Here is a 23,882-nt window from a genome sequence, read left to right as displayed (position 1 = left end):
GCCTGATCCCCGCCTGATCCTGCCGTGGGTGGCTCGGGTCGAGCCACCCACGGCGGCTCCGCACACCGTTCCCACGCGATCTGGTCGACACTGGCGGTATGGGACGTGTTCGCCGCCGGCTCGCGTTCGTCGCCGGCGTGATCGTGGTGCTGGTCGGCCTGGCCGGCGCCGCGCCGCAGACGGTCGCCGGCGGGACCGGCCCCGGGCGGCCGAACATCGTGTTCGTACTGACCGACGACCTGTCCTGGAACCTCGTGAAGTACCTGCCGCAGGTGCGCAAGCTGCAGGGCGAGGGCACGACGTTCACCGACTACGTGGTCACCGACTCGCTGTGCTGCCCGTCCCGGGCGTCGATCCTCACCGGCCGGTTCCCGCACGACACGGGCGTCTACACGAACGGCGGCGCGGACGGCGGCTTCCACTACTTCCACGACCACGGCGAGGAGTCGGAGACCTTCGCCGCCGCCCTGCGGGCCCACGGATACCGGACCGCGCTGATGGGCAAGTACCTCAACCAGTACATGCCCGCGCACCGAGAGGGCGGCACCGAACCGTACGTTCCGCCCGGCTGGAGCGAATGGGACGTCGCGGGGCCGGGCTACTGGGAGTACTGGTACAACCTCAACCAGAACCACGACGTCGTGCATTACGGCCACCAGCCGGCCGACTACCTCACCGACGTCCTGGCCGGCAAGGGCTCCGACTTCATCACCCGCTCCGCCCGCGATCACAAGCCGTTCCTGCTCGAGGTCGCCCCGTTCGCACCGCACTCGCCGTACACGCCGGCCCCGCGCCACAAGGACGACTTCCCCGGCCTGGACGTGCCTCGCGGCCCGGCGTACGACACGCTGCCCCAGAACGCACCGCCGTGGCTCGCCGGCTACGGGCCGCTGTCCGCGAGCGAGCGCGACGCGATCGATCACGCCTTCCGCAAGCGGGCACAGTCGGTACAGGCGGTCGACGACCTCATCGCCAACCTCCGCTCGACCCTCGAGAAGGCGGGCGTCGCGGACAACACGTACATCGTGTTCAGCTCGGACAACGGCTACCACATGGGCGAGTACCGGCTGACCCCCGGCAAGATGACGGCGTTCGACACCGACATCAGGGTGCCGCTCGTGGTGGCCGGACCCAACGTGGCACCGGACTCGGTGAGCCACGCGGCCGTCGCGAACATCGACCTCGCCCCGACCTTCATGCGCGCCGCCGGCGCACCCGTACCGTCCCGAGTGGACGGACATAGCCTGCTGCCGCTGCTGGTCGGCTGGCCCGGCATCGGCTGGCGGACGGCCAACCTCGTGGAACACCACGGCCCCGGCACCCGGCCCGACGATCCCGACCGCCCCGAACCGGGCAGCGGCGACCCGCCGACGTACGCGGCGATGCGCACGCACGCGTACACCTACGTCGAGTACGCCGACGGCTCGCGCGAGTACTACGACCACACCCGCGACCCCTCCGAGCTGCACAACCTGGCCGGGACGCTGAGCTCGGCGCGGCTGGGCCGGCTCCATGCCGCTCTCGAGCGCCTGACGAACTGCCACGACGGCCCCGCCTGCTGGGCGGCCGGCCACGTCTGAGCGCCTCAGACCGCGCTGATCTTGTCCAGCCGGCTGCCGATCGACGCGATCTCGTCCTGCTTGGCGTCGACCATCGCGTCGATTTCGGCCACGGCCTGCCGGACGATCGCCTTGGCGTCCTCGGGCGCGTCGTCCTGCATGGTGATGACGAGGACCGAGGCGTCGTCGGCCGCGCCGGCCGTCCGGCTCGCGAAGTCGGCCCCACTCGCGGCGACGTCGTCCAGCCCGTCGGCGATGTCCTTGCCGGCCTGCCCGGTCTCGCGGCTGTTCTTGCTCCGCGTGATGTAGCTGGTGAGCAGGTCGAGGCTGCTGCTGGCGAAGGCGTCGGCGGCCTCGCCGTGCCACCTGCGCAGCAGCCGCGCGCGGGTGTTCTCGAAGTCGTCGCCGACCTCGTGGACGGTCTTGGCCGGGCCGAGCACGCTGTCGGCGAGGTGGTGCATCTCGCTGGGCACGCAGTCCAGCAGATACAGCCGCTCGATCGGATCGGGCCCGGTGCCGAGCCGGGAGGCGGCCTCGGACAGCCGCAGCATCTCGTCGGACAAGGCGGCGCCGCGCAGCGCCTGGTGCCGGAAGTCCATCTCAGCCCCCGCTCGATGTGGAGAGCCGGCGCTCGAAGCCCCCGAGCGTGTCGGCCTGCTCGTCGTCGTTCCTGCGGTACTCGTCGGCCGTGCGCTCGAGGTCCTCGGCCATGTCCTGCGTGCGTGTGCCGAGGTCCTCCGCGCCCTGTGCGCGCCGCGCGACGGCCCGGTCCCACTTCGCGGCGATCTCCTGCGCCGCCGGCGAGCGGCCGAACACGTAGTCGGCCCCCGCGCGCTCGGTCAGCCCCCGCTGGAAGTCGTCGGCGGCGTGGAAGTCGCGCACCGCCATCTCCCGCATCTTCCTCGCGGCCCGGTCCAGCTCGGCCGGATCGACCTCGCTCTTCCCCTTGCCCGCCACGCGTTCTCCCCTCATCGACGTGCAACGGTCATCCGGGCCGGACGCTAGGAGGGGCGGCTACATCGGAGCTAAGCGGTGGCTAAGCGGCCTGCGCGGCCGCCTGGCGGATCACGGCCAGCGCCTCGTCCACATGGGACCGGTGGCTGCGGACGCTCAGCACGCACAGGCGGATCGTGTGGTGGCCGGACACGCGGGTGCTCGACAGGTACACGCGGCGGGTCCCGTTGATCCGGTCCAGCAGGGCCTCGGTCGCCGCGTCGCCAGCAGGGGAGCGGAACACGGTGACGGTGAGGCCCGCGGGGTAGGGGACCACGAGGTTGGGGTCGGCGGAGAGCGTGCGGTGGACGTGCGCGGCGAGATCCAGCTTCTCGTCGAGCGCCTCGCGGAACGCGGCCACGCCGTGCAGGTGCAGCGGCAGCCACAGGCGCAGCCCGCGGTAGCTGCGGGTGAGCTCGGGGCCGAGGTCGGCGTAGTCCGGGCCGCTGCCGCGGTCGAGGTCCTGCAGGAAGTCGCCGGTGGCGCTGTGCGCGGCCCGCAGCCGGCGCTGGTCGCGGACCAGCAGCACGCCCGTGCCGTAGGGCACGAACATGCTCTTGTGCGGGTCGAGGGTGAGCGAGTCCGCCGCGGAGATCCCGGTGAGCACCTCGCGGCCGCGCTCGGTGAGCTGGAAGGCGCCGCCGTACGCGCCGTCGACGTGGAACCACAGGCCCTCGCGGCGGGCCAGCGCGCCGACCTCGTCAAGGCGGTCCACCACCCCGGTGCTCGTCGTCCCGGCGGTGCCGACCAGCAGGAAGGGCCGCCGGCCGGCGGCCCGGTCGCGGGCGATCAGCGCCGCGGCCGCGCCGACGTCCATGCGCTCGTCCGGGCCGACGGGCACCGTACGCACCTGGTCGGCGGTGAGACCGGCGATCCTCGCCGACTTGGCGACGCAGTAGTGCGTGTGCCCGGTGACGTAGACCGTGCCCCGCGGGTCCGGGCCGCCGAGCCGGTCCTCGCGGGCGGCGTGCAGCGCGGCGAGCGTGGCGATCGACGCGCCGGAGGTGAACAGCCCGCCCGCGCCTTCGGGCAGGTCGAACAGGTCGCACAGCCACCGCACCACGCTGTGCTCCAGCGCGACCAGCGCGGGCGCCGGACCGGCCAGCCCGGTGTAGCGGTTGACCGTGTACGCGAGCATCTCGGCCAGGACCGAGCTGTAGAGCCCGCCGGGCGCGAAGTAGCCGAAAAAGCGCGGGCCCGCGGTCTCGATGGCCCGGCCGGCCGCGTCGCCGAACCGGCCGAGCAGGTCGGCGAGGTCGCCGGGGCGGTCCGGCGGCGGGGCGAGGAGCTCGGCCGGGACGCCGGAGTCGAGGTTGCTCGCGGGCGCGTCCTCCAGCCCCGACATGAAGTCCTCGACCCACGCGGTGGTCGCGGCGGTCCACTCCTGCCGGGTGCGCTTGTCGGGTTCCATGCCGGTGACGCTAGGTCGGCCGCGCGCCCCGCTCTTGTACGTTCTTGCGCTGGTACCGCCCGGGCGCGACGCCGACGACGCGCCGGAAGTGCCGCGACAGGTGCGACTGGTCGGCGAACCCGACCGCGACGGCGACCTGCGCGGCCGGCGTGCCCGCGTCGAGCAGCGCGCAGGCACGGCGCACGCGCAGCTGGTTGAGGTACGCGTGCGGCGGCATCCCGAAGCGGGCGCGGAAGGCCCGCAGCACCGCGAACTGGCCGGTGCCGACCTCGGCCGCGAGCTCGGCGAGGCTCGGCGGGTCGACGATCCGCTCGTGCAGCAGGTCGCGTACCAGCTCGACCGCGTGGCGGCCGGCCGGTGTCGTGGGCCGCCGGCGGCCGCCACCGTAGCCGCGCCACAGCGTCGCGAGCGTGGTCATCAGCAGCGTGCCGGAGGCGAGGCGGTCGCCCGACTCGGCCGCGACGTGCGCCTGCCGGATGACCGCGGCGGCGGCCGGGTCGTCGACGACGGCCTGGGCGAACCACGGGCTGCGGCTGCCGGTGGCGTCGGTGACCACGTCGACGGCCGGGTAGAAGACCCGGTACGCGCAGCCGTCGCCGGCGTCGGGGTGCCCGTCGTGGACGACGTCCGGGTTGAGCAGCACGACCCCGCCGGCGGCGATGCGGTGCCGCTCGGTGCCGATGAGCAGGCGTTCGGCGCCGGCCCGGATCGTGCCGAGCGCGAACGTGTCGTGCGTGTGCCGCGAGAACCCGTGCCGGACGTAGCGGGCGCGCATCAGGTCGACGCCCGACACCGCGGGATGCCGCCAGTAGTGCGCCTCCTCCACCGGGTCCATGGCCGCCAGGCTAACCCTCGGTCGTCAGTGGCCGGCGCGTGTCGCGGCCCAGGCCCCCTTGCGTGCCTTGAGAACGATGTCCTCGATGTGTCCGCCGGCGGGCGGCGTGGCCGAGACACGCGGCCGGATCTCGTCGACCTCGACCTTCCACGTGCCGTCGAGCGCCGCGGCGATCTGGTGCGGCCAGTAGTAGTCGTCCGGGTCGAAGGCCGGGTCCATGTGCTCGCGGTGGGACGTGTCGAGGTTGTGGGTGGCGACGAGCAGCGTCCCGCCCGGCGCGACCGCCGCGAGCAGGGAGTCGAGCGCGCGGGTCGCGGCGCGGGGGAGCGGGAAGTAGATCGCCGACACGAGGTCGAAGGCCCCGGCCGGCGGCGGGAACACGGTGAGGTCGCCATGCGTCCACGACACGCCTTCGCCGCCGGCCACGGCGGCGGCCCGCTCGAGCGCGACCCGCGAGATGTCGACCGCGGTCACGAGCCACCCCCGCGCGGCGAGCCAGCGGGCGTCCGCGCCCTCGCCGCAGCCGAGGTCGAGCGCCTGGCCGGGCGTCAGGTCGGCGGCCTCCACGACCAGCACGCCGTTCGGTTCACCGCTCCACAGCCGGTCCCGCGTGTGGTACTTGTCGTCCCAGTAGTGTTCGTCCACATCCGGACGATGCGCCCGCCGGGCGGCCTCGCGCAACGTTCGTTGCCGATCCGGCAACCGCCCCGTCCCCGGCCAGCCGGGCAGGAGCGGACGCCGCTCACTGGTAGGAGATCATCACCGGGGTGGGCCGCTTCGCCATCGTCTGGCGCGGCGTGAGCATGGGGTGGTCCTCGTCGTAGAAGTTCTTCCAGCCGAGGGGGAGGTTGCGCGGGCGCGCGGCCACGACCGACCGCCAGGTGGAGTTCTTCTGCCCGGTCGAGCCCTGACCGTCCATGTGGATCAGCAGCGACAACTCGTCGTGCGAGGTGTTCAGGGCGGCCTCGTGGCGGATCATCGAGAGCCGGAACTGGTGGATGACGAAGAGCTTCTGCGGCAGCGTGTGCCGTGCGGTGAGGCCGGCCAGCCACGCGGACGTCCGGTTGAGCTCGGCCGCCTCGATACCGCCGATCTGGCCGAGCGGGCGCTGGCGCGGACCGAGCTTCCACTCCGGGTCGACCGCCAGTCCCACGTGGGGCAACCGCAGCAGCGGCTCGTACCGGCGCGCCTGCCTGAGCAGGTCCGAGCGGCCGGGCTGCAGGTCGAGCACCACGTACAGGCCGGCCTTGCGTGCCTTGTCGACCCAGGGCCGCAGCTCGCCGACGCTCGACTCGCCCGAGAAGTCGCCGTCGGGCCCCGGAGCACCCTGCGCGACGGTCGCGATGATCTCGAACGCCGGCACGACGGGGACGTCGCTGAACGGCCGGTACGCCCCGGCCATCCGCTTGGCCCGCGCGATGCTCGCGTCGATGCCCTGCTCACCGAGCACGCCGAGCGACCGCGTGCCGGGATGGCCGTAGAGGCAGACGATCCGCCGGCCGGCGAGCACGACCTGCCCGCCGCCGGGCAACTGCGCGCCGTGGGCGGCTGTGGCTAGCCGGTTCTCCAGGCGCGCGGGCGGCCCGAACTCACTGCCGAGGGCCAGGACCGTCCGCGTCGGGGCAGCGCGCAAGGCGGCGATCGCCTTGGCGTCGGCGCGGGGGTCAGCGCCCGAGACCGTGACGACCTCGGCGCCCGCGGCCCGGGCCGTCGCCACGGCCGCGGCGTCGTCGCGGGACCGCGCCACGAGGAGCGTGAGCTCCACCGGCCGCGGCTTCACCGCCGGGATGTCGGCTGCCGCGGCCCGGTCGTCCGGGCCGACCGTCCGCACGGACACGCCGGCCTCCGACGCTCGCACCGACTCCCGCACCGACTCCCGCACCGACGCTGCCGCTGCCGCGCCGACGGCGAGCACCGTGCCGGGTGCCAGGCGCCCGAGCTCCCGTTGCCATGCTGTCCTTTGTGGACCTTCGCGGTGCGGGTAGAGCAGGACGGGGGCGCCGATCTCCGTGCCCAGCGTGGCCGCCTCGGCGATGCCGGCCCGGTCCGCCTCCGTGGCCACCAACACGACGGGTGCGCTGCGGAACAGCGCACGCGACACCGCGATCGCGGAGTCGACTCCGGGCGCCGCGTCGAGCACGGTGGTCGCCTCGTCGGGTGCCGCCACGTCCGCACGGTGCACGGGCACCGGGGCACTCGTCGACGACTTGGCAGTCGCGCGCGGAACCTCGACCGCGTTGACCGAACACCCGGCAAGTGACGTGAGGGAAAGGAAAACGGCAGCAAGCCGCGCCGATCGTCTCCCCGGCCTGCCCGGCACCCGACCTCCACGCGACATAGGCGATCAAGCCCGACCATAGTCACTCGCCGCGTACCGAGGAAGACGTCGGGTGAGCAAATCCCTGCCGCAGCAAAGATTCGGCGCATATTGTGCCGCCGCGACGGTGTTCGCCCGAGCGTTTCCGCCGGGTTAGGCTGCGGCGTGTCGTTGCTGGAGCGGGACGCGCTGCTCGCGGGGCTGGACGCCTACCTGACCGAGGTCCTCGGTGGGCGTGGGCGGCTGGTGTTCCTCGGCGGGGAGGCCGGCGCCGGCAAGACGACGCTCCTCGCCGCGTTCACCGAGCTGGCCGGGCAGCGGGTGCGTGTCCTGCGCGGCGCCTGCGACGGTGGCACCACCCCGCGGCCGCTCGGCCCCCTCGCCGACATCGCCGGGATGCTCGGGGCGGCCGTCGAACAACAGCTGGACAGCGACCGGCCCAGCCGGGGACCGCTCTTCGCGGCCGTGCGGGGCGCGCTGGGCGAGCGGCCGACGCTGTTCGTCGTCGAGGACGCGCACTGGGCCGACGACACCACCCTCGACCTCGTCCGCTACCTCGGACGGCGGATGGACGACCTGCCGCTCCTGGTCGTCGTCACCTACCGGGACGACGAGGTCGGGCCCGGACACCCGCTCACCGCCGTGCTCGGGGACCTGGCCACGGCCGCCGTCGTCGCGCGGATGCTGGTGCCTCTCCTGACCCAGGGGGCGGTGGCCGAGCTCGCCCGGCGTGCCGGCGGCGACTTCGACCCGGTCGAGCTGTACGAGCGCACCTGCGGCAACCCGTTCTTCGTCACCGAGGTGCTCGCCGCCGGGACCACCCGGCTGCCGCCGAGCGTCGTGGACGCGGTGCACGCCCGGGCCGCGCGGCTCACCCCGGCGGCGCGCGAGGTGCTGGCCGCCGCGTCGGTCGTCGGCCCGAAGGCCGAAGCCGACCTCGTGCTCGGCGTCTCCGGCCGGCCGGCGGAGGCGCTCGACGAGTGCGTGCGCCGCGGCCTGCTCGTCGACCTGGGCGACCAGGTCGGATTCCGGCACGAGCTGGCCCGCCAGGCGGTCTACGAGGGACTGCTGTCCGGCACCCGGGTCCGGCTGCACCGAGCGGTGTACGGCCGGCTGCTCGCCACCACCGACGACCGGCGCCTCGCCCACCACGCCGACCGGGGCGGGCTCGCGAAGGCCGTCGTCCGGCACGCGCCGCGCGCCGCCGAGCAGGCCGCGTCGCTAGGCTGCCACCGGGCCGCCGCCACGCACTACCGGACGGCCCTGCGCCACGGCCACGTGCTGTCCGACGCGGAGCGCGCCGACCTGCTCGGCCGCCTGTCCTACGAGTGCTACCTGACCGACCAGCTCGACGAGGCGTTCGCCACGCGCGAGGAGGCCCTCGGGCTGCACCGCGCCGCGGGAAACGAGCCCGCGGTGGGCACGGCGCTGCGGTCGCTGTCCCGGCTGTCCTGGTTCCTCGCGCGCAACGCCGACGCGCACCGGTACGGCACCGAGGCGGTGACCACGCTCGAGGCGTACGAGCCGGGGCCGGAACTCGCCATGGCCTACAGCAACATGTCGCAGCTGCGGATGCTCGACCACGACTGCGACGCGGCGCTCGCCTGGGGTGAGCGCGCGATCGAGCTGTCCGAGCGCCTCGGCGAGCAGGAGGTGCTGGCCCACGCGCTCAACAACGTGGGCACGACCCTCATGATCAGCGGCGCGGTGGAGGACGGCATCGCGCGCCTGCGGCGGTCGCTCGACATCGCGCTGGCGGTGGACGCGCAGGAGCACGTCGCCCGGGCGTACACAAACCTCGGCTGGGAGCTCGGGTTGATGCGGCGCATGGACGAGGCCGAGAAGGTGCTGCGCACCGGCATCGCCTACGGCGTGGACCGCGATCTCGACTCGTGGTGGCTGTACATGCAGTCGTGGCTGGCCTGGCTGATGGCCGAGCGCGGTCGCCACGAGGAGGCCGAGCAGCTGGTCGGGCAGATCCTGCCGTATCCACGGCTGCCGCCGATCACCCGCATCCCGGCGCTCACGGTCGCCGGGGTGCTGGCGGTGCGCCGCGGCGCACCGGTGGGCTCCGCGCTGGACGAGGCGTGGCAGCTCGCCCTGCAGACCGGGGAGCCGCAGCGGGTGGCGCTGGTCGCGGCGGCCCGGGCCGAGCAGGCGTGGACCGAGGGTGACGGGGCGAGTATCGGGCCCCTGACCGAGGCCGCGTGGACCGACATGCGCGACCACAGCGACGTGTGGGACATGGCCGAGCTGGCGTACTGGCGCAAGGTCGGTGCCGCGCCGGCCGACCCGGGCCGCACACTCCCGGAGCCGTTCGCCTCGCTGATGGACGGCCGGCCGGCGGACGCCGCGAACCTGTGGGCCGACCTCGGCTGCCCCCGCTGGCACGCGTTCGCACTGTCGCGTTCGGACGATCCGGCCGACGTCCGGACCGCGCTCGGCATCCTGAACGGCGTGGGCGCGCCGGCCACCGCCAAGGCGGTCGCGCGCGACGTCCGCCTGCGCGGCGTGGCCGTGCGCGAGCCGCGACCGGCCACCCGGAACAACCCCGCCGGCCTCACCGCGCGGGAGCTGGAGGTCCTTCAGCTGCTGGCGCGCGGCCTGTCCAACGCCGAGTTGGCGGTGCGGCTCGGCCTGTCCGGCAAGACGGTCGGCCACCACGTCTCGGCCGTGCTGCGCAAGCTCGGCGTGCCGACCCGGTCGCGTGCCGTGGCAACGGCGTCCGAGCTAGGGATCCTCATGCCCGTCGTGCCGCCAAGTTAGGGAACACGCCCGATGCCGACCCGGCTCACGCGAGGTTCGCTGTGTGTACGACAACGAACGAAGGAGCCGGAAATGGCACTGTTCATGGATGTTCACTCGATCGACGGCGAGGTCAGCATCGACGACGTCGCCAAGGCGCACGCGGCCGACCTGCAGACGCAGGAAGGCCGCGGGGTGAACTACCTCAGATACTGGGTCGACGAGTCGGAGGGCAAGATCTTCTGCCTGGTCGACGCCCCCGACGCGAAGGCCGCGGAGTCCGTGCACCGGGACGCGCACGGGCTGGTGGCCGACGAGATCTTCCAGGTGCAGGAGGGTTCCTGATCGGGAGCCGCCACGGAAGAAAGGCCGCAATCATGCCGATTGCGGCCTTTCGCCATGCTTTGTCCATTTTGGTCACATCACGCGACGCTCAGTAGTCGTAGCGATTTCGCTTGCGTATGGCTGTAGCGACGGTCTCGGCCGGATCGAATAGGGATTGCGCGCAAGCGCTCTCCGTTCGGCAGAAAGGGATCGTGGTGGCAGGTAAGCCCATCGCTGTGGTGGTAGGGGCTACTGGGGGAATTGGCCGGTCTGTCGTGAATCTGCTGGCCGACGGGTACGCGTTGTGCCTGGCCGGTCGCGACGCGGTGGCGCTCAAGTCGATGGTGACGGAGCTACCCGACGCATTCCACTGGCAGGTCGATCTGGCCACGTCGGAGGGCATCGGCCTGGTTCCGCCGGAGCTGGCCGAGGTCGACCTCCTGGTGCACTGCGCCGGCGTGTTCGAGCGGGACACGATCATCGCGACTCCGGACGAGGTGTGGCGGGACGTCTTCGCGGTGAACTTTTTCGGCGTAGTGGAAATGACTCGCAATCTGCTGCCCGCCCTACGGGCTGCGCGCGGCCGGGTCATTCTCGTGAACTCGACGGTCGTCGCCGGCTCGCCGGCCGGCCGCTCGGCGTACGCGGCGAGCAAGCACGCGCTGCGGGTCTTCGCGCAGGCGCTGCGACAGGAGGAGATGGGCAACGGTGTCCGGGTGACGAGCATCTATCCGGGCCGGGTCGCGACCGACATGCAGCGCATCGTGCGCCGCTTCGAGGGCGGCCCGTTCGAGTCGGAGCGCTACCTAGCCCCCGACTCCGTGGCCTCGGCGATGTTCTTCGTGCTGTCCGCGCCGCCCGGGACGCACCTGGCGGACATGGTGCTGGAGCCGACGGATCCGGCGATCTCGTGACCCCGGTCAGCCGATGCCGCCGAGGAACGCGCCCGTGACGGTGACCGCGGCGGACGAGGACGAGGAGTCCTTCACCAGCGTCGCGAAGGCGAGGTCGCCGCGGTAGCCGGCGAACCAGCCGTGGGCCTGCGTGCCGTCGTCGAACTGAGCGGTGCCGGTCTTGCCGTGGACGTCGCCGTAGCGGTCGAGCGCGCTGCCGCGTCCGGAGGTGACGACGTCGCGCATCATCGTCCGCAGCGAGGCGACCACCGCGCCGGGCGGCGGCTCGTAGCCGGCGTTGACCGTCGTCTTGAGGTCGCGCCACAGCCGCGGCGTGATCGCACGACCGGCGGCGACCGTCGCGGCGACGAGTGCCATGCCGAAGCAGCTGGCCACCACCCGGCCCTGGCCGATGCTGTTCTCGACCTGCTCGGTCGAGTTCGCCGCGGCCGGCACGGTCCCGGCCTCCGTCTTGATGCCGGGGATGGCGAAGTCGGCGGCGAGGCCCAGCCGGCTCGCGGCGCGGGGGAGCGCGCCGGGCGGCAGCTTCGCCGCCTGCATCGCGAACGTCGTGTTGCACGACTGCGCGAACGCGGTGCGCAGCGGCACGTCGCCGAGCTCGAAGCCGGCGTTGCGCACGGTTCGCTGGCCGATCGTGGCCGAGCCGGGGCACGGCACGACGGTCTCGATGCCGGCTATGCCGGCGTCGAGGAGGGCGGTCGCGGTGGCGATCTTGAACGTCGAGCCGGGCGGGAAGAGCCCGTGCAGCGCCACCAGATCGTCGCCGGCGGCTGCGTTCTGGGCGACGGCGAGCAGGTCACCGGTCGACGGCTGGATGGCCACGATCATCGTCGGGGCGGCCTGCCCGTCCACCGCCGTCTGGGCCGCCGCCTGGACCGGCTGGCTCAGGGTCGAGGCGAGCGGCTTCGTCGGCCTGCCATGCAGGACCCGGACGTCCTTGCCGGCGGCGTTCGCCGACGCGACGTACCAGCCGTCCGCCGGGGTCCGTCCCCTCGCGACACGGCCCATGGCGGGCAGCAGCAGCGGCGCGAACCGCGGGTCCTTGGCGGTCGTCCCGTCCCCGGTCCACGTGATCAGCGGCGCGCCGCCGCGGCCGACCACGGCGGGCTGCCCGGTCAGGTCGTGCAGCACGAGCCGCTGCCCGGCGGCGAGGTTCGGGTGCACGATGCCCGGCTGCCACCGGACCAGCCAGTCCGCGCCCTTCCTGGCGAGCCGCAGCGAGCTCTTGTACTCCCAGGCACGGCCGTCGCCGAGGTCCCAGCTGAGCGTGAACGGCTCGACGGCCACGGTCGCGCCGGCCGCCGGCTCGACGAGCTCGTCCCGGCTCGCGACGAGGGAGGTCGGCGCGAGCCCCTGCCAGACGTCACCGAGCTGCTTGGTCGCGGCCGCCGCGTCGTCGGTGAGCTTGCCGGCCGCCGCGGCGTCGCCCGCGGTGAGCTCGTTGAGGAACTCGTTCGTCAGCTCGGTCGCCGTGAGGGCGGTCGCCGGCTCGTCCGCGGCGGTCGCGGGCTTCGCGTTGTCGCCCGACGGCAGGAGCTGGAGTACGCCGAACACGGTGATCACGACGGTCAGCACGGCGCCACCGGCGATGATCAGCCGCTTTCGCGCGCGGCCGGCGCTGATGTCCTCGCGGTAGGCAGGCAACAGGGTCCCCCGAGTGCAGGCCCCGACCTGGTCGATCTCGGAGATTACCGCAGTGGCACAAGGTTTTCGGTCACGACCGGCTCGGGCAACGTGCGGGCCAGCAGCCAGCTCAGCACGGGCAGCGCGATCAGCGGCGCGAGGGCCGCCTGCAGGGAGGTGTGGTCGGCGATCGTGCCGATGAGCGGGCTCGCGATGCCGCCGATGCTGACGGTCAGGCCGAGGGTGACGCCGCTGGCGGTGCCGACCCGCGTGGGCAGGTAGTCCTGGGCGAGCGTGATCTGCAGCGAGAACGGGACGTAGAGGCCGGCGGAGGTCAGCGCCACGAACACGTACAGGGCGGGCCCCGGCACGAAGACGACACCGGCGACGGCGCCGACCGTGATCAGGTACGACCAGCGCACCACGCCGACCCGGTCCCAGCGGTCGGCCAGCCGGCTGCCCAGGATCGTGCCCACCGCCCCGCCGAGGTACAGCAGGAACAGCGCGCCGCTGCCCGCCGCGGTCCCCCCGCCCGTCCGCTGCGCGGCGTAGAGGGCGATGAACGCGCTCACGCCGACGAAGACGATCGACCGGCAGATCACGGCGAGGGAGAGCTTCACGAACGACGCCGTGTCGTCGCTCCGCCCGGACCGCGCGGCGCGGCTGCTCGACCGCGGTCCCGGGCCGAGCGCGCGCAGGACGGACAGGCACAGCACGCTGCCGGCGAGGGCCGGCACGACGAGCAGCGGCGTCAGGCGCAGGCCGCCGACGGCCATGACGGCCGCGACGAGGACGGGCGCGGCCGCGAACCCGATGTTGCCGCCGAGCGAGAACCAGCCCATCGCGGTGTTGCTGCGGCCGCTGGCGATCCGCGCGATGCGGGCGGACTCGGGGTGGTAGGCGGCGACGCCGATCCCGGACACCGCGACGAAGGCCAGTGTCAGCGCGTACGAGCCGCTGACGCCGCTGAGCGCGATGCCGAGCCCGCCGAGCAACGTGCTCGCCGGCACCAGCCACGGCATCGCCCACCGGTCGGTCAGCGCGCCGAACAGTGGCTGCGCGACCGACGACAGCAGCGACGCGGCGAGCACGATGCCGGACGCCGCGGCGTAGCCGTAGGCCCGCTCGGCGACGAAGAACGGCACGAGCGCGGCCACCGAGCCCTGGTAGACGTCCACGCACGCGTGCCCGATGGCCAACAGGAGGATCGACTTGTTCCGCGCCACGTTGCCATGTTCGCGAGCCGGAGCGGTGTCCCGCTTCCGATAAAATGCCATTCGATGACGCAGATCCGCCACACGCCCGCGGCGCCGACCCGGGTCCAGACGCTCGCGGCCGGAGCCGCCATCGACGCACACCGCCACGACGATCACCAGATCGTGTACGCGGCCAGGGGAGTGCTGGCGATCGCCACCGACCGTGGCTCCTGGGTCGCCCCGGCCACGCGGGCGATCTGGGTGCCGGCCGGTACCGTCCACGCGCACGAGGCGCACGGCGAGCTCGAGCTGCACCTGGTCGGCCTGCCCGCGACCACGAACCCCCTGCGGCTGACCGAGCCCGGCGTGCTCGAGGTCGGGCCGCTGCTGCGCGAGCTGATCCTCGCCTACACCCGCCCGCCGCACGACGACACGCCCGAGCGGCGCCGGCTTCGCGCCGTCCTGCTCGACCAGCTCCGCGCGTCGCCGCAGCAACCGTTCCACCTGCCGGCACCGAGCGACTCCCGGCTACGGGCCGTGTGCGCGATCCTGCGCGCGGACCCGGCCGACAACCGCACGCTGGCCGCTCTCGGCGCCCGGGTCGGCGCGAGTGACCGGACCCTGAGCCGGCTCTTCAAGGCCGATCTCGGCATGACGTTCCCGCAGTGGCGCACCCAGCTCCGGCTCTACCGCGCGCTGGTGCTGCTGGCGGAGAACGTGCCGGTCACGGCCGTGGCGCACACCTGCGGCTGGTCGTCCACGAGCGCGTTCATCGACGTCTTCCGCCGCGCCTTCGGCCACACTCCGGGAACCCACCGCGACCGCCGGACGGGGTGATCACCCGGGGCGGGTGGGCGATGATCACTACGCGTAGTGTGACGCCCCGGTCGTCCCTTCGCGGACACGCGCCGCGGGGCTTTCGCGTGTCATGCGTCGTCGGGTCGCGACGTTGTCGAACATGCTGCTGCTTATCTCGGAGGGTTCACGTGGCTGACAGTCCAGACGCCGTTGTCGGAGAGATGAACGTGGCGGAGGCCGGCGGCTGCCCGGTCTCGACGGGCCGCTTCAGCCACCCGACGGAGGGCGGCAGCAGCCGCGAATGGTGGCCCGACCAGCTGAACCTGACGATCCTGCGCAAGCACCCCGACGTCGCCAACCCCATGGGCGGGGACTTCGACTACGCGGCGGCGTTCAGCAGCCTGGACCTCGACGCCCTGGCGCGGGACGTCGACGAGGTGCTGACCACCTCGAAGGACTGGTGGCCGGCCGACTTCGGCCACTACGGCCCGTTCATGGTCCGGATGGCGTGGCACAGCGCCGGCACCTACCGCATCGACGACGGTCGCGGGGGAGCGGGTGCCGGCATGCAGCGCTTCGCGCCGCTCAACAGCTGGCCCGACAACGGAAACCTGGACAAGGCACGCCGGCTGCTCTGGCCGGTCAAGAAGAAGTACGGCCGCAACATCTCGTGGGCCGACCTGATGATCTTCGCCGGCAACCGTGCGCTGGAGACGATGGGCTGCCGGACGTTCGGCTTCGCCGGCGGCCGGGCGGACGTGTGGGAGCCCGATGAGGACGTCTACTGGGGCCCCGAGCGCACGTGGCTGGGCGACGAGCGCTACAGCGGTGACCGGCAGCTGGAGAGCCCGCTGGCCGCGGTCCAGATGGGCCTCATCTACGTGAACCCGGAGGGCCCGAACGGGACACCCGACCCGCTCGCCGCGGCCCGCGACATCCGCGAGACCTTCCGCCGCATGGCCATGAACGACGAGGAGACCGTCGCGCTGATCGCGGGCGGGCATACGTTCGGCAAGGCCCATGGCGCGGCGGACCCGGACGTGTACGTCGGCGCCGAGCCCGAGGGTGCGCCGATCGAGGAGCAGGGCCTCGGCTGGAAGAACAGCTTCGGCACCGGCAAGGGCCGGGACGCGATCACGAGCGGGCTCGAGGTCACGTGGACGCCGACGCCGACGAAGTGGGACAACAGCTTCTTCGAGACGCTGTTCGGTTACGAGTGGGAGCTGACCCGGAGCCCGGCCGGCGCCCACCAGTGGCAGCCGAAGGACGGCGCGGGCGCGAACACCGTGCCGGACCCGGCGGACGGCTCGCTGTCGCGCCCGCCGACGATGCTGACGACCGACCTCGCGCTGCGGTTCGACCCGGTTTACGAGCCGATCTCGCGCCGGTTCCTGGAGCACCCGGAGGAGCTGGCCGACGCGTTCGCGCGCGCGTGGTTCAAGCTGACGCACCGCGACCTGGGCCCCGTCCAGCGCTACCTCGGCCCGCTGGTGCCGCGGGAGACGCTGATCTGGCAGGACCCGGTGCCTCCCGTGGACCACGAGCTCGTCGGCGCGGACGACGTCGCCGCGCTCAAGCGGCAGATCCTCGGCTCGGGCCTGTCGATCGCCCAGCTCGTCTCGACCGCGTGGGCGGCGGCCTCGTCGTTCCGCGGCAGCGACAAGCGCGGCGGCGCGAACGGCGGCCGCATCCGGCTCGAGCCGCAGCGGCAGTGGGCGGCCAACGAGCCCGACTCGCTCGCGACGGTGCTGCGCACGCTCGAGGGGATCCAGGAGTCCTTCAACAACGCGCAGGCCGGCGGGAAGCGGATCTCGCTCGCCGACCTGGTCGTGCTCGGCGGGTCGGCTGCGGTCGAGCAGGCCGCGCGCGACGCCGGTCACGACGTGCAGGTGCCGTTCACAGCCGGCCGCACGGACGCGTCGCAGGAGCAGACGGACGTCGAGTCGTTCGCCGCGCTCGAGCCGGCGGCGGACGGGTTCCGCAACTACCGCGGCAAGGGCAACCGGCTGCCGTCGGAGTACCTGCTGATCGACCGCGCGAACCTGCTGACGCTGAGCGCACCGGAGATGACCGTGCTCGTGGGCGGCCTGCGGGCCCTGGGCGCGACGTACCAGCAGTCCTCGCTGGGCGTGCTCACCGCCACGCCGGAGCGGCTGACGAACGACTTCTTCGTGAACCTGCTCGACATGGACACCGAGTGGTCGCCGGCGTCCGAGGACGCGGAGACGTTCGAGGGCCGCGACCGCGCCACCGGCGAGGTCAGGTGGACCGGCACCCGGGTGGACCTCGTGTTCGGCGCGAACTCGGAGCTGCGCGCGGTGGCCGAGGTCTACGCGAGCGACGACGCCGGGGAGAAGTTCGTGCGGGACTTCGTCTCCGCGTGGACCAAGGTCATGAACCTGGACCGCTTCGATCTGAGCTGACTACCGCGAAGTCCGGGTCGGCCGCCTGCCGGCCGACCCGGACACCGGATGCCGCCTTCGTTCCGGCGCGCGGGGGTGACCGGCGCTCAGTCGAACGGCACGTCCTCCGCCGGCGCGGACTCGACGGGGTCGATGGTGATGATCTGGTCGTTCTCGTCCGGGTCGGAGCCGATGGGGACGTCCTCGCCCGGGGCGGACTCGACGGGGTCGATGGTCACGACGCCGTCCTCGTCGTGGCCCGGCTCGGGCTCGATGTAGACGTCGTCGGCCGGTGCCTCCTCGACGGGCTGGGTCGTGACGACGCCGTCGTCCGCGTCCGGCTCGGGCGCGAGGTAGATGTTCCCGTCATCGGGCCCCTCGTGCGGCGCGACCTCCGGGGCGGGCTCGGTGTGGACGTGGTCGCCCGGTTGCTCGTCGTAGATGACCTCGTCCGCCGGTCCGTAGCGAAACGGCGGCGGGGCGTCGGGGTCGTAGCCCTCGTCGGGGTTGGGTGGTGGTTCGTCCGTCGGCACCTGGTCGCCGGGCGGCCACTCGGACGGGTCGTCGTCCAGCAGCTCCAGGTTCTTCACGGACCTGATGAGATCGGCCAGGTTGTCGAAATCCGGGTATGTCATGGCGCACTCCTGAAAGTTTTCCGTTGGGGCGCAACGACTTCCGCCGGCGCCCGCCCGGACCCTCGTCCGGGTGAGACAACGTTAGGTTCGTGGAGCGCGCCCGCCATCCGGGCGATCCCCGTCGGTTCCCCCGGGGGCCTTCGGCCGGTACGGGATCGGTGCGGGGGTGTGCGCGAGGACTAGGGGGATTTTCCCGCCTTACGGGTTCGTGCTGAACCTGGTCGGCGTCACGAGGACGGCGACCCGCCGTTCTTCGGCCATGGCCCGGTCGTACTCGTCGAGATCGGGGTGCTCGCCGCCGGCCGCGTGGTAGATGTCGCGCAGCAGTTGGGGGAGCCGGTCGGCCGGCACGCCGGGATGCGGGTCGTCGGGGCCGGCGAGCTCGGTCGTGCCGGACACCGCGATCCACTGCCAGCCGGAGCGGAAGACCAGGGTGGCGCGGGGGTGGGCCCGCATGTTCGCGAGCTTGGCCGTGCCGGCCTGCGACACCAGCGCGACCACCTGCTCCCCGGTGACGGGATGGGGCAGGATGCCCGCGTTCACGACCGAGACGGACGGTTCGCCGTCCGCACGCGTGGTAACCACCACTGCCAGCCAGTGCTCGGCGGGGGCCAGCTCGGCGATGCGGCGCAGGCCGTATTCGGTCGAGACCATGTCGGGTACCACCTCGGGTCGTGCTGGCGCGCTGTCGCGCCAGAGCCTAGGGCCGGTACCGGTCGATCTCGTCACTCGAGGACCCCGTTTGACGGCCCGCCACCCGCCTCCGCTTGCATCGACCTCGAGTTTCGAAGGAGCCGCGGCGTGACCGGAGTCATCTTTTGGCTGGTCCCCACAACTTCGAGGGCAAGGCTCCGTCGATTGCAGCATTTCTCTACCGGTCGATACACGAGAATGTGTGGGTGCTAGCCCAACACGCGTGCAGGAGGCTCGGTCCGTGTTCAGTCGTGTAGCCATCGTCAACCGTGGTGAGGCCGCGATGCGGCTGATCCACGCCGTCCGGGAGCTCTCGGCCGAAACCGGATCGCGGGTCGAAACCGTCGCGTTCTACACCGACGCCGACCGGACGGCCACGTTCGTCCGCGAGGCCGATCTCAGCTACGACCTGGGTCCCGCGTCGGCCCGGCCCTACCTGGACATGGCCGTCCTGGAGCGGGCGCTGCGCGAGACCGAGGCCGACGCGGCCTGGGTCGGCTGGGGGTTCGTCGCCGAGGACCCCGCGTTCGCGGAGCTGTGCGAGCGGCTCGGGGTGACGTTCGTCGGCCCGACCGCCGAGGCGATGCGCAAGCTCGGCGACAAGATCGGGTCGAAGCTGATCGCCGAGGAGGTCGACGTCCCGGTCGCGCCGTGGAGCCGCGGCGCGGTCGACGACCTGGACACCGCGCTGCGCATGGCCGACGAGATCGGCTACCCGCTCATGCTCAAGGCGACGGCGGGCGGCGGCGGTCGCGGCATCCGCAAGATCTCCTCCGGCGAGGAGATGGCCGAGGCCTACGAGCGCACCCGCATGGAGGCCGAGCGTGCCTTCGGCAGCGGCGTGGTCTTCCTGGAACGCCTGGTCACCGGCGCGCGGCACGTCGAGGTCCAGGTGATCGCCGACGGGCAGGGCACCGCGTGGGCGCTCGGGGTCCGCGACTGCTCGGTGCAGCGGCGCAACCAGAAGATCATCGAGGAGTCCGCCTCGCCGGTGCTGAGCACCGAGCAGGCCGAGGAGCTCAAGGCGGCCGCCGAGCGGCTGGCGCTCGCGGTCGGGTACCGGGGCGCGGGCACCGTCGAGTTCCTCTACCACCCGGGCGAGAAGCGGTTCGCGTTCCTCGAGGTCAACACCCGGCTGCAGGTGGAGCACCCCATCACCGAGGCGACCACCGGGACCGACCTGGTGAAGGCCCAGCTGCACGTGGCCGCGGGCGGGAAGCTCGAAGGCCGCCCGCCCGCCGAGATCGGGCACGCGATCGAGGCGCGGCTCAACGCCGAGGACCCCGACCGCGACTTCGCCCCGTCGCCGGGCCAGATCGTCCGGCTGGACCTGCCGTCCGGGCCCGGCATCCGGGTCGACACCGGCGTCAGCGAGGGCGACACGATCCCGGCCGACTTCGACTCGATGATCGCCAAGATCATCGCGTACGGCCGCGACCGCGAGGAGGCGCTGGGCCGGCTGCGCCGCGCGATGGCGCAGACGACGGTGATCATCGCCGGCGGCGCGACGAACAAGAGCTTCGTGCTCGACCTGCTCGACCAGCCCGAGGTGATCGACGCGAGCGCGGACACCGGCTGGATCGACCGGGTCCGCGGCGAGGGCAGGCTCGTTGCGCAGCGCGGGTCGGCGGTCGCGCTGGCCGTCGCCGCGATCGAGGCCTACGAGGACGCCGAGCACGTCGCCCGGCAGCGGCTGCTGGAGACCGCGCACGGCGGCCGCCCGCAGGTGCAGCTGGACACCACCCGGCCGGTCGAGCTCAAGCTGCGTGGCGTCGGGTACCGCGTGCACGTCGGCCGGGTCGCCCCGCACCGGTTCCGCGTCGCGATCTCCGCGGGTGGCGGCGCGCCGCACGCGGCCGAGGTGGAGATCGACCGGTTCGACCGGGAGACCGGCCAGGTCGTGGTCAACGGGACGCGGTTCCGCCTGGTGACCCACGCGCACGGGCCGACCCACCTCGTCGAGGTCGACGGCGTGGCCCACCGGATCAGCCACGACGAGGGCGGCGTCGTCCGCGCCCCCGCGCCCGCGCTGGTGGTCGCCACGCCGCTGGAGGTGGGCGCCGAGGTCGAGGCCGGCGCGCCGGTCCTCGTGCTCGAGTCGATGAAGATGGAGACCGTGCTGCGCGCCCCGTTCCGCGCGCGGCTGCGCGAATGCGCGGTGGCGGTCGGCAGCCTGGTCGAGACCGGGGCCCCGCTGCTGCGGCTGGAGCCGCTCGGTGAGGGCGGCGACGCGGGTGCCGGACCGGAGTCCGCCGCCGAGGTCGAGATCGACCTGCCCGCCGAGCTGACCGACGTGCCGGCGGCCGAGCGGGTCGCGGCCGGGCTCGCGGACCTGCGCGGGCTGCTGCTCGGCTTCGACGCCGACCCGCGGGGTGGCGGGCGGGCGCTGGACGGCTACTTCGCGGCGCGGTCGGAGATCGCCCGTGGCAACGGCCGGCCCGTGGCGGGGGAGATAGCGCTGCTCGAGGTGTTCGCCGACCTGTCCGAGCTGACCCGCAACCGCCCGGCGGGGCCGGACGTCGAGTCCGACACCCAGGTGCACAGCCCCCGCGAGTACTTCCACACCTACCTGCAGAGCCTCGACGTCGAGCGGGCCGGGCTGCCCGAGGCGTTCCAGGAGCGGCTGACCAAGGTGCTCGGCCACTACGGCGTCGGGGACCTGGAGCGCACGCCGGAGCTGGAGGACGCGGTCTTCCGGATCTTCCTGGCCCAGCGGCGCGCGGCGAGCGACGTCGCGGTGGTGACCACGTTGCTGCGGCAGTGGCTGACCGAGCCGCCCCCCGGTGAGCCGCAGCTCGAGAGTGCCGGGCTCACCCTGGAGCACCTGGTCGCGGCCACCCAGGTGCGCTTCCCGGCCGTCTCCGACCTGGCCCGCTCGGTGGTCTTCAGCTGGTTCGCCCAGCCGATCCTGCGCCGCAACCGCGCGCGGGTCTACGCGGGCGTGCGCAAGCACCTGAAGTACCTGGACGCCAACCCGGACGCGCCCGACCGCGCCGAGCGCATCGCCGAGATGGTGCGCAGCACCGAGCCGCTGGTGCGGCTGCTCGGCCAGCGCCTCGTCCGCGGCGGCGGGACCACGGCACCGGACAACGCGATCATGCTCGAGGTCCTGACCCGGCGGTACTACGGCAACAAGCCACTCGTCCGCGTCCGCACCAGCGAGGCCGCGGGCTGCACGTTCGTCGTCGCCGAGCGGGCGGAGTCGTCCGTGGTCTCGGCCGCGGTGAGCTTCGACGCGCTGGCCGGCGCGCTGCGCGGGCTGGCGGAGCTCGCGAACGGCGAGGCCACGCTGGTCGCCGACATCTACCTCGCGTGGGAGAAGCAGCCGGAGGACTCCGCCGCGATGGCGGCCGCGCTGCACGAGGTCATCGGCGCGCAGCCGATGCCGGACCGGGTGCGCAGGCTCACCGCCACGGTTGCCGGCAGTGGCGGCGCGGTGATGCACCATCACTTCACGTTCCGCCCGTCGACGACCGGCATGATCGAGGAGCGGCTGATCCGCGGCCTGCACCCGTACATCGCGCAGCGGATGCAGCTCGAGCGGCTGAGCCGGTTCGACCTCACCCGGCTGCCGTCGTCGGACGAGGAGGTGTACCTCTTCCGGTGCGTGGCGCGGGAGAACCCGTCCGACGACCGGCTGGTCGCCTTCGCGCAGGTGCGCGACCTCACCGAGCTGCGCGAGCACGACGGCCGGCTGGTGGCGCTGCCCACGGCCGAGGACACGATCGCCACGTGCCTCGACTCGATCCGCCGCGCGCAGTCGCGGCGGCCGGCGGGGAAGCGCTTCAACACCAACCGGATCGTGGTCTACGTGTGGCCGCCGAGCGATATCACCCGCGAGGAGCTGGAGATGATCGCCGGGCGCGTGCTGCCGACGACCGCGGGCGCCGGGCTGGAGGAGATCCAGTTCATCGCGCGCCAGCGCCACCCGGAGACGGGCGAGCTGGTCAAGATCGCCGTACGGGTGTCGTTCGACGCCACCGGCGGTAGCGAGCTCACCGTCGGCGAGCCTTCGGACGAGCCGGTCGAGCCGGTCGACGACTACCGGCAGAAGGTCCTGCGGGCGAGCAGCCGCAACACCGTGTACCCGTACGAGCTGACCGGCCTGCTCGGCGACTTCGTCGAGCACGACCTCGACGAGAACCACGCGCTGGTCCCGGTCGACCGGCCGAAGGGCCGCAACACCGCGGCGATCGTGGCGGGCGTGGTGACCACGTCGACGAGTCGGCACCCGGAGGGCATGTCCCGCGTGGTGCTGCTCGGCGACCCGACGAAGTCGCTCGGCGCACTGTCCGAACCGGAGTGTCGCCGGGTGATCGCCGCGCTGGACCTCGCGGAGCAGCGCGGTATCCCGGTCGAGTGGTTCGCGCTGTCCGCGGGCGCGCGCATCTCGATGGAGTCCGGCACGGAGAACATGGACTGGGTGGCCGCCGCGCTGAAGCGCATCGTCACCTACACCCAGGCCGGCGGTGAGATCAACATCGTGGTCGCCGGGATCAACGTCGGCGCCCAGCCGTACTGGAACGCCGAGGCCACGATGCTCATGCACACCAAGGGAATCCTGGTGATGACGCCGGACTCGGCGATGGTGCTGACCGGCAAGCAGTCGCTGGACTTCTCCGGCGGCGTCTCGGCCGAGGACAACTTCGGCATCGGCGGTTACGACCGGGTGATGGGGCCGAACGGCCAGGCGCAGTACTGGGCGCCGAACCTGGCCGCGGCCCGTGACGTGCTGATGGCGCACTACGATCACTCGTACGTCGCGCCGGGGGAGCGGGGCCCCCGGCACGCGGGGACCGACGACCCGTTCGACCGGGACGTCTCCGACTTCCCGCATTCCCTCGCGGGCAGCGACTTCACGACGGTCGGCGAGATCTTCTCGGCGTCGGCGAACCCGGATCGCAAGAAGGCGTTCGACATCCGCACGGTGATGCGTGCGGTGGCCGACCAGGACCACGTCGTGCTGGAGCGCTGGGCGGGCATGGCCGACGCGGAGACCGCGGTGGTGCAGGACGCGCATCTGGGCGGGCGGCCGGTCTGCCTGCTCGGGATCGAGTCGCGGTCGGTACCGCGGCGTGGTTTCCCGCCCACCGACGGGCCGGACACGTACACGGCCGGCACGCTGTTCCCGCGCTCGTCGAAGAAGGCCGCCCGGGCGATCAACGCGGCCAGCGGCAACCGGCCGCTGGTGGTGCTCGCGAACCTGTCCGGCTTCGACGGCTCGCCGGAGTCGATGCGCAAGCTGCAGCTGGAGTACGGCGCGGAGATCGGCCGGGCCATCGTGAACTTCGCGGGCCCGATCGTGTTCTGCGTGATCTCGCGCTACCACGGTGGTGCGTTCGTGGTGTTCTCCAAGGCGCTCAACCCGAACATGACCGTGCTCGCGGTCGAGGGCTCGTTCGCGTCGGTCATCGGCGGCGCGCCCGCGGCGGCGGTC

Annotated in this window: 17 protein-coding genes; 7 read left to right on the top strand and 10 right to left on the bottom strand. The window is 72.9% G+C overall.

The genetic code is table 11. The features are described from left to right. The first annotated feature begins 98 nt into the window (after positions 1-98). Positions 99-1,580 carry a sulfatase family protein gene (locus tag VH969_RS16445; RefSeq protein WP_331975007.1) on the top strand — a complete coding sequence of 494 codons (1,482 nt, stop codon included), beginning with the start codon at positions 99-101 and terminating at the stop codon, positions 1,578-1,580. A 5-nt stretch (positions 1,581-1,585) separates the two neighbouring features. Here VH969_RS16445 and VH969_RS16440 read toward each other — a convergent pair whose 3' ends face one another. From VH969_RS16440 to VH969_RS16415, 6 genes are all read right to left on the bottom strand, one after another. Beyond that, positions 1,586-2,158 (bottom strand): hypothetical protein, encoded by a 573-nt coding sequence (locus tag VH969_RS16440; protein WP_331975005.1) that lies wholly within the window; start codon positions 2,156-2,158, stop codon positions 1,586-1,588. A 1-nt stretch (position 2,159) separates the two neighbouring features. Further along, the gene (locus VH969_RS16435) at positions 2,160-2,516 is read right to left on the bottom strand and encodes a type VII secretion target (protein ID WP_331975003.1); all 357 of its coding nucleotides are present in this window, start codon (positions 2,514-2,516) and stop codon (positions 2,160-2,162) included. Between the two features lie 79 nt (positions 2,517-2,595). Next, positions 2,596-3,963 (bottom strand): pyridoxal phosphate-dependent decarboxylase family protein, encoded by a 1,368-nt coding sequence (locus VH969_RS16430; protein WP_331975001.1) that lies wholly within the window; start codon positions 3,961-3,963, stop codon positions 2,596-2,598. A 10-nt stretch (positions 3,964-3,973) separates the two neighbouring features. Then, positions 3,974-4,798, bottom strand: coding sequence for an AraC family transcriptional regulator (locus VH969_RS16425; RefSeq protein WP_331974999.1), 825 nt, complete (start codon positions 4,796-4,798; stop codon positions 3,974-3,976). A 24-nt stretch (positions 4,799-4,822) separates the two neighbouring features. Then, positions 4,823-5,443, bottom strand: a complete 621-nt coding sequence (locus VH969_RS16420; RefSeq protein ID WP_331974997.1) for a class I SAM-dependent methyltransferase — start codon at positions 5,441-5,443, stop codon at positions 4,823-4,825. Positions 5,444-5,540: 97 nt separating this feature from the next. After that, the gene (locus VH969_RS16415) at positions 5,541-6,965 is read right to left on the bottom strand and encodes a hypothetical protein (protein WP_331974995.1); all 1,425 of its coding nucleotides are present in this window, start codon (positions 6,963-6,965) and stop codon (positions 5,541-5,543) included. Between the two features lie 315 nt (positions 6,966-7,280). Here VH969_RS16415 and VH969_RS16410 point away from each other — a divergent pair, with 315 nt between their 5' ends. The 3 genes from VH969_RS16410 (at position 7,281) to VH969_RS16400 (ending at position 11,098) form a co-directional block, all read left to right on the top strand. Next, positions 7,281-9,881: a helix-turn-helix transcriptional regulator gene (locus VH969_RS16410; protein WP_331974993.1), complete on the top strand. Its 2,601-nt coding sequence runs from the start codon at positions 7,281-7,283 to the stop codon at positions 9,879-9,881. 72 nt (positions 9,882-9,953) lie between these two features. Beyond that, complete coding sequence (locus VH969_RS16405; RefSeq protein ID WP_331974991.1) at positions 9,954-10,205, top strand: DUF4242 domain-containing protein; 252 nt, start codon at positions 9,954-9,956, stop codon at positions 10,203-10,205. Between the two features lie 116 nt (positions 10,206-10,321). Continuing rightward, complete coding sequence (locus VH969_RS16400) at positions 10,322-11,098, top strand: SDR family oxidoreductase (RefSeq protein ID WP_331974989.1); 777 nt, start codon at positions 10,322-10,324, stop codon at positions 11,096-11,098. 6 nt (positions 11,099-11,104) lie between these two features. On the opposite strand, the gene VH969_RS16395 is transcribed toward VH969_RS16400, so the two are convergent. Together VH969_RS16395 and VH969_RS16390 are read right to left on the bottom strand one after the other, a co-directional pair. Further along, positions 11,105-12,742 carry a penicillin-binding transpeptidase domain-containing protein gene (locus VH969_RS16395; protein WP_331974987.1) on the bottom strand — a complete coding sequence of 546 codons (1,638 nt, stop codon included), beginning with the start codon at positions 12,740-12,742 and terminating at the stop codon, positions 11,105-11,107. A 44-nt stretch (positions 12,743-12,786) separates the two neighbouring features. Beyond that, positions 12,787-13,947: an MFS transporter gene (locus VH969_RS16390; RefSeq protein WP_331974985.1), complete on the bottom strand. Its 1,161-nt coding sequence runs from the start codon at positions 13,945-13,947 to the stop codon at positions 12,787-12,789. A gap of 54 nt (positions 13,948-14,001) precedes the next feature. Here VH969_RS16390 and VH969_RS16385 point away from each other — a divergent pair, with 54 nt between their 5' ends. Together VH969_RS16385 and katG are read left to right on the top strand one after the other, a co-directional pair. Next, a complete protein-coding gene (locus tag VH969_RS16385) occupies positions 14,002-14,754 on the top strand; it encodes an AraC family transcriptional regulator (RefSeq protein WP_331974983.1) in 753 nt (250 codons plus the stop codon). A gap of 149 nt (positions 14,755-14,903) precedes the next feature. Continuing rightward, positions 14,904-17,138: a catalase/peroxidase HPI gene (gene katG / locus VH969_RS16380; RefSeq protein WP_331974981.1), complete on the top strand. Its 2,235-nt coding sequence runs from the start codon at positions 14,904-14,906 to the stop codon at positions 17,136-17,138. 86 nt (positions 17,139-17,224) lie between these two features. Here the strand turns inward: katG and VH969_RS16375 are convergent, their stop codons facing one another. Both VH969_RS16375 and VH969_RS16370 read right to left on the bottom strand, forming a co-directional pair. After that, complete coding sequence (locus VH969_RS16375) at positions 17,225-17,752, bottom strand: hypothetical protein (protein ID WP_331974979.1); 528 nt, start codon at positions 17,750-17,752, stop codon at positions 17,225-17,227. 198 nt (positions 17,753-17,950) lie between these two features. Further along, a complete protein-coding gene (locus VH969_RS16370; protein ID WP_331974977.1) occupies positions 17,951-18,406 on the bottom strand; it encodes a TIGR03618 family F420-dependent PPOX class oxidoreductase in 456 nt (151 codons plus the stop codon). A gap of 280 nt (positions 18,407-18,686) precedes the next feature. Here VH969_RS16370 and VH969_RS16365 point away from each other — a divergent pair. After that, positions 18,687-23,882: ATP-binding protein (locus VH969_RS16365; protein ID WP_331974975.1), on the top strand; the 5,196-nt coding region annotated here is incomplete at its 3' end.

It is taken from the genome of Actinophytocola sp. (genome assembly GCF_036555685.1).
Taxonomy (GTDB): domain Bacteria; phylum Actinomycetota; class Actinomycetes; order Mycobacteriales; family Pseudonocardiaceae; genus Actinophytocola.
Note: the sequence above shows the minus strand (reverse complement) of the source record. Positions and strands in the feature narration are given on the sequence as shown.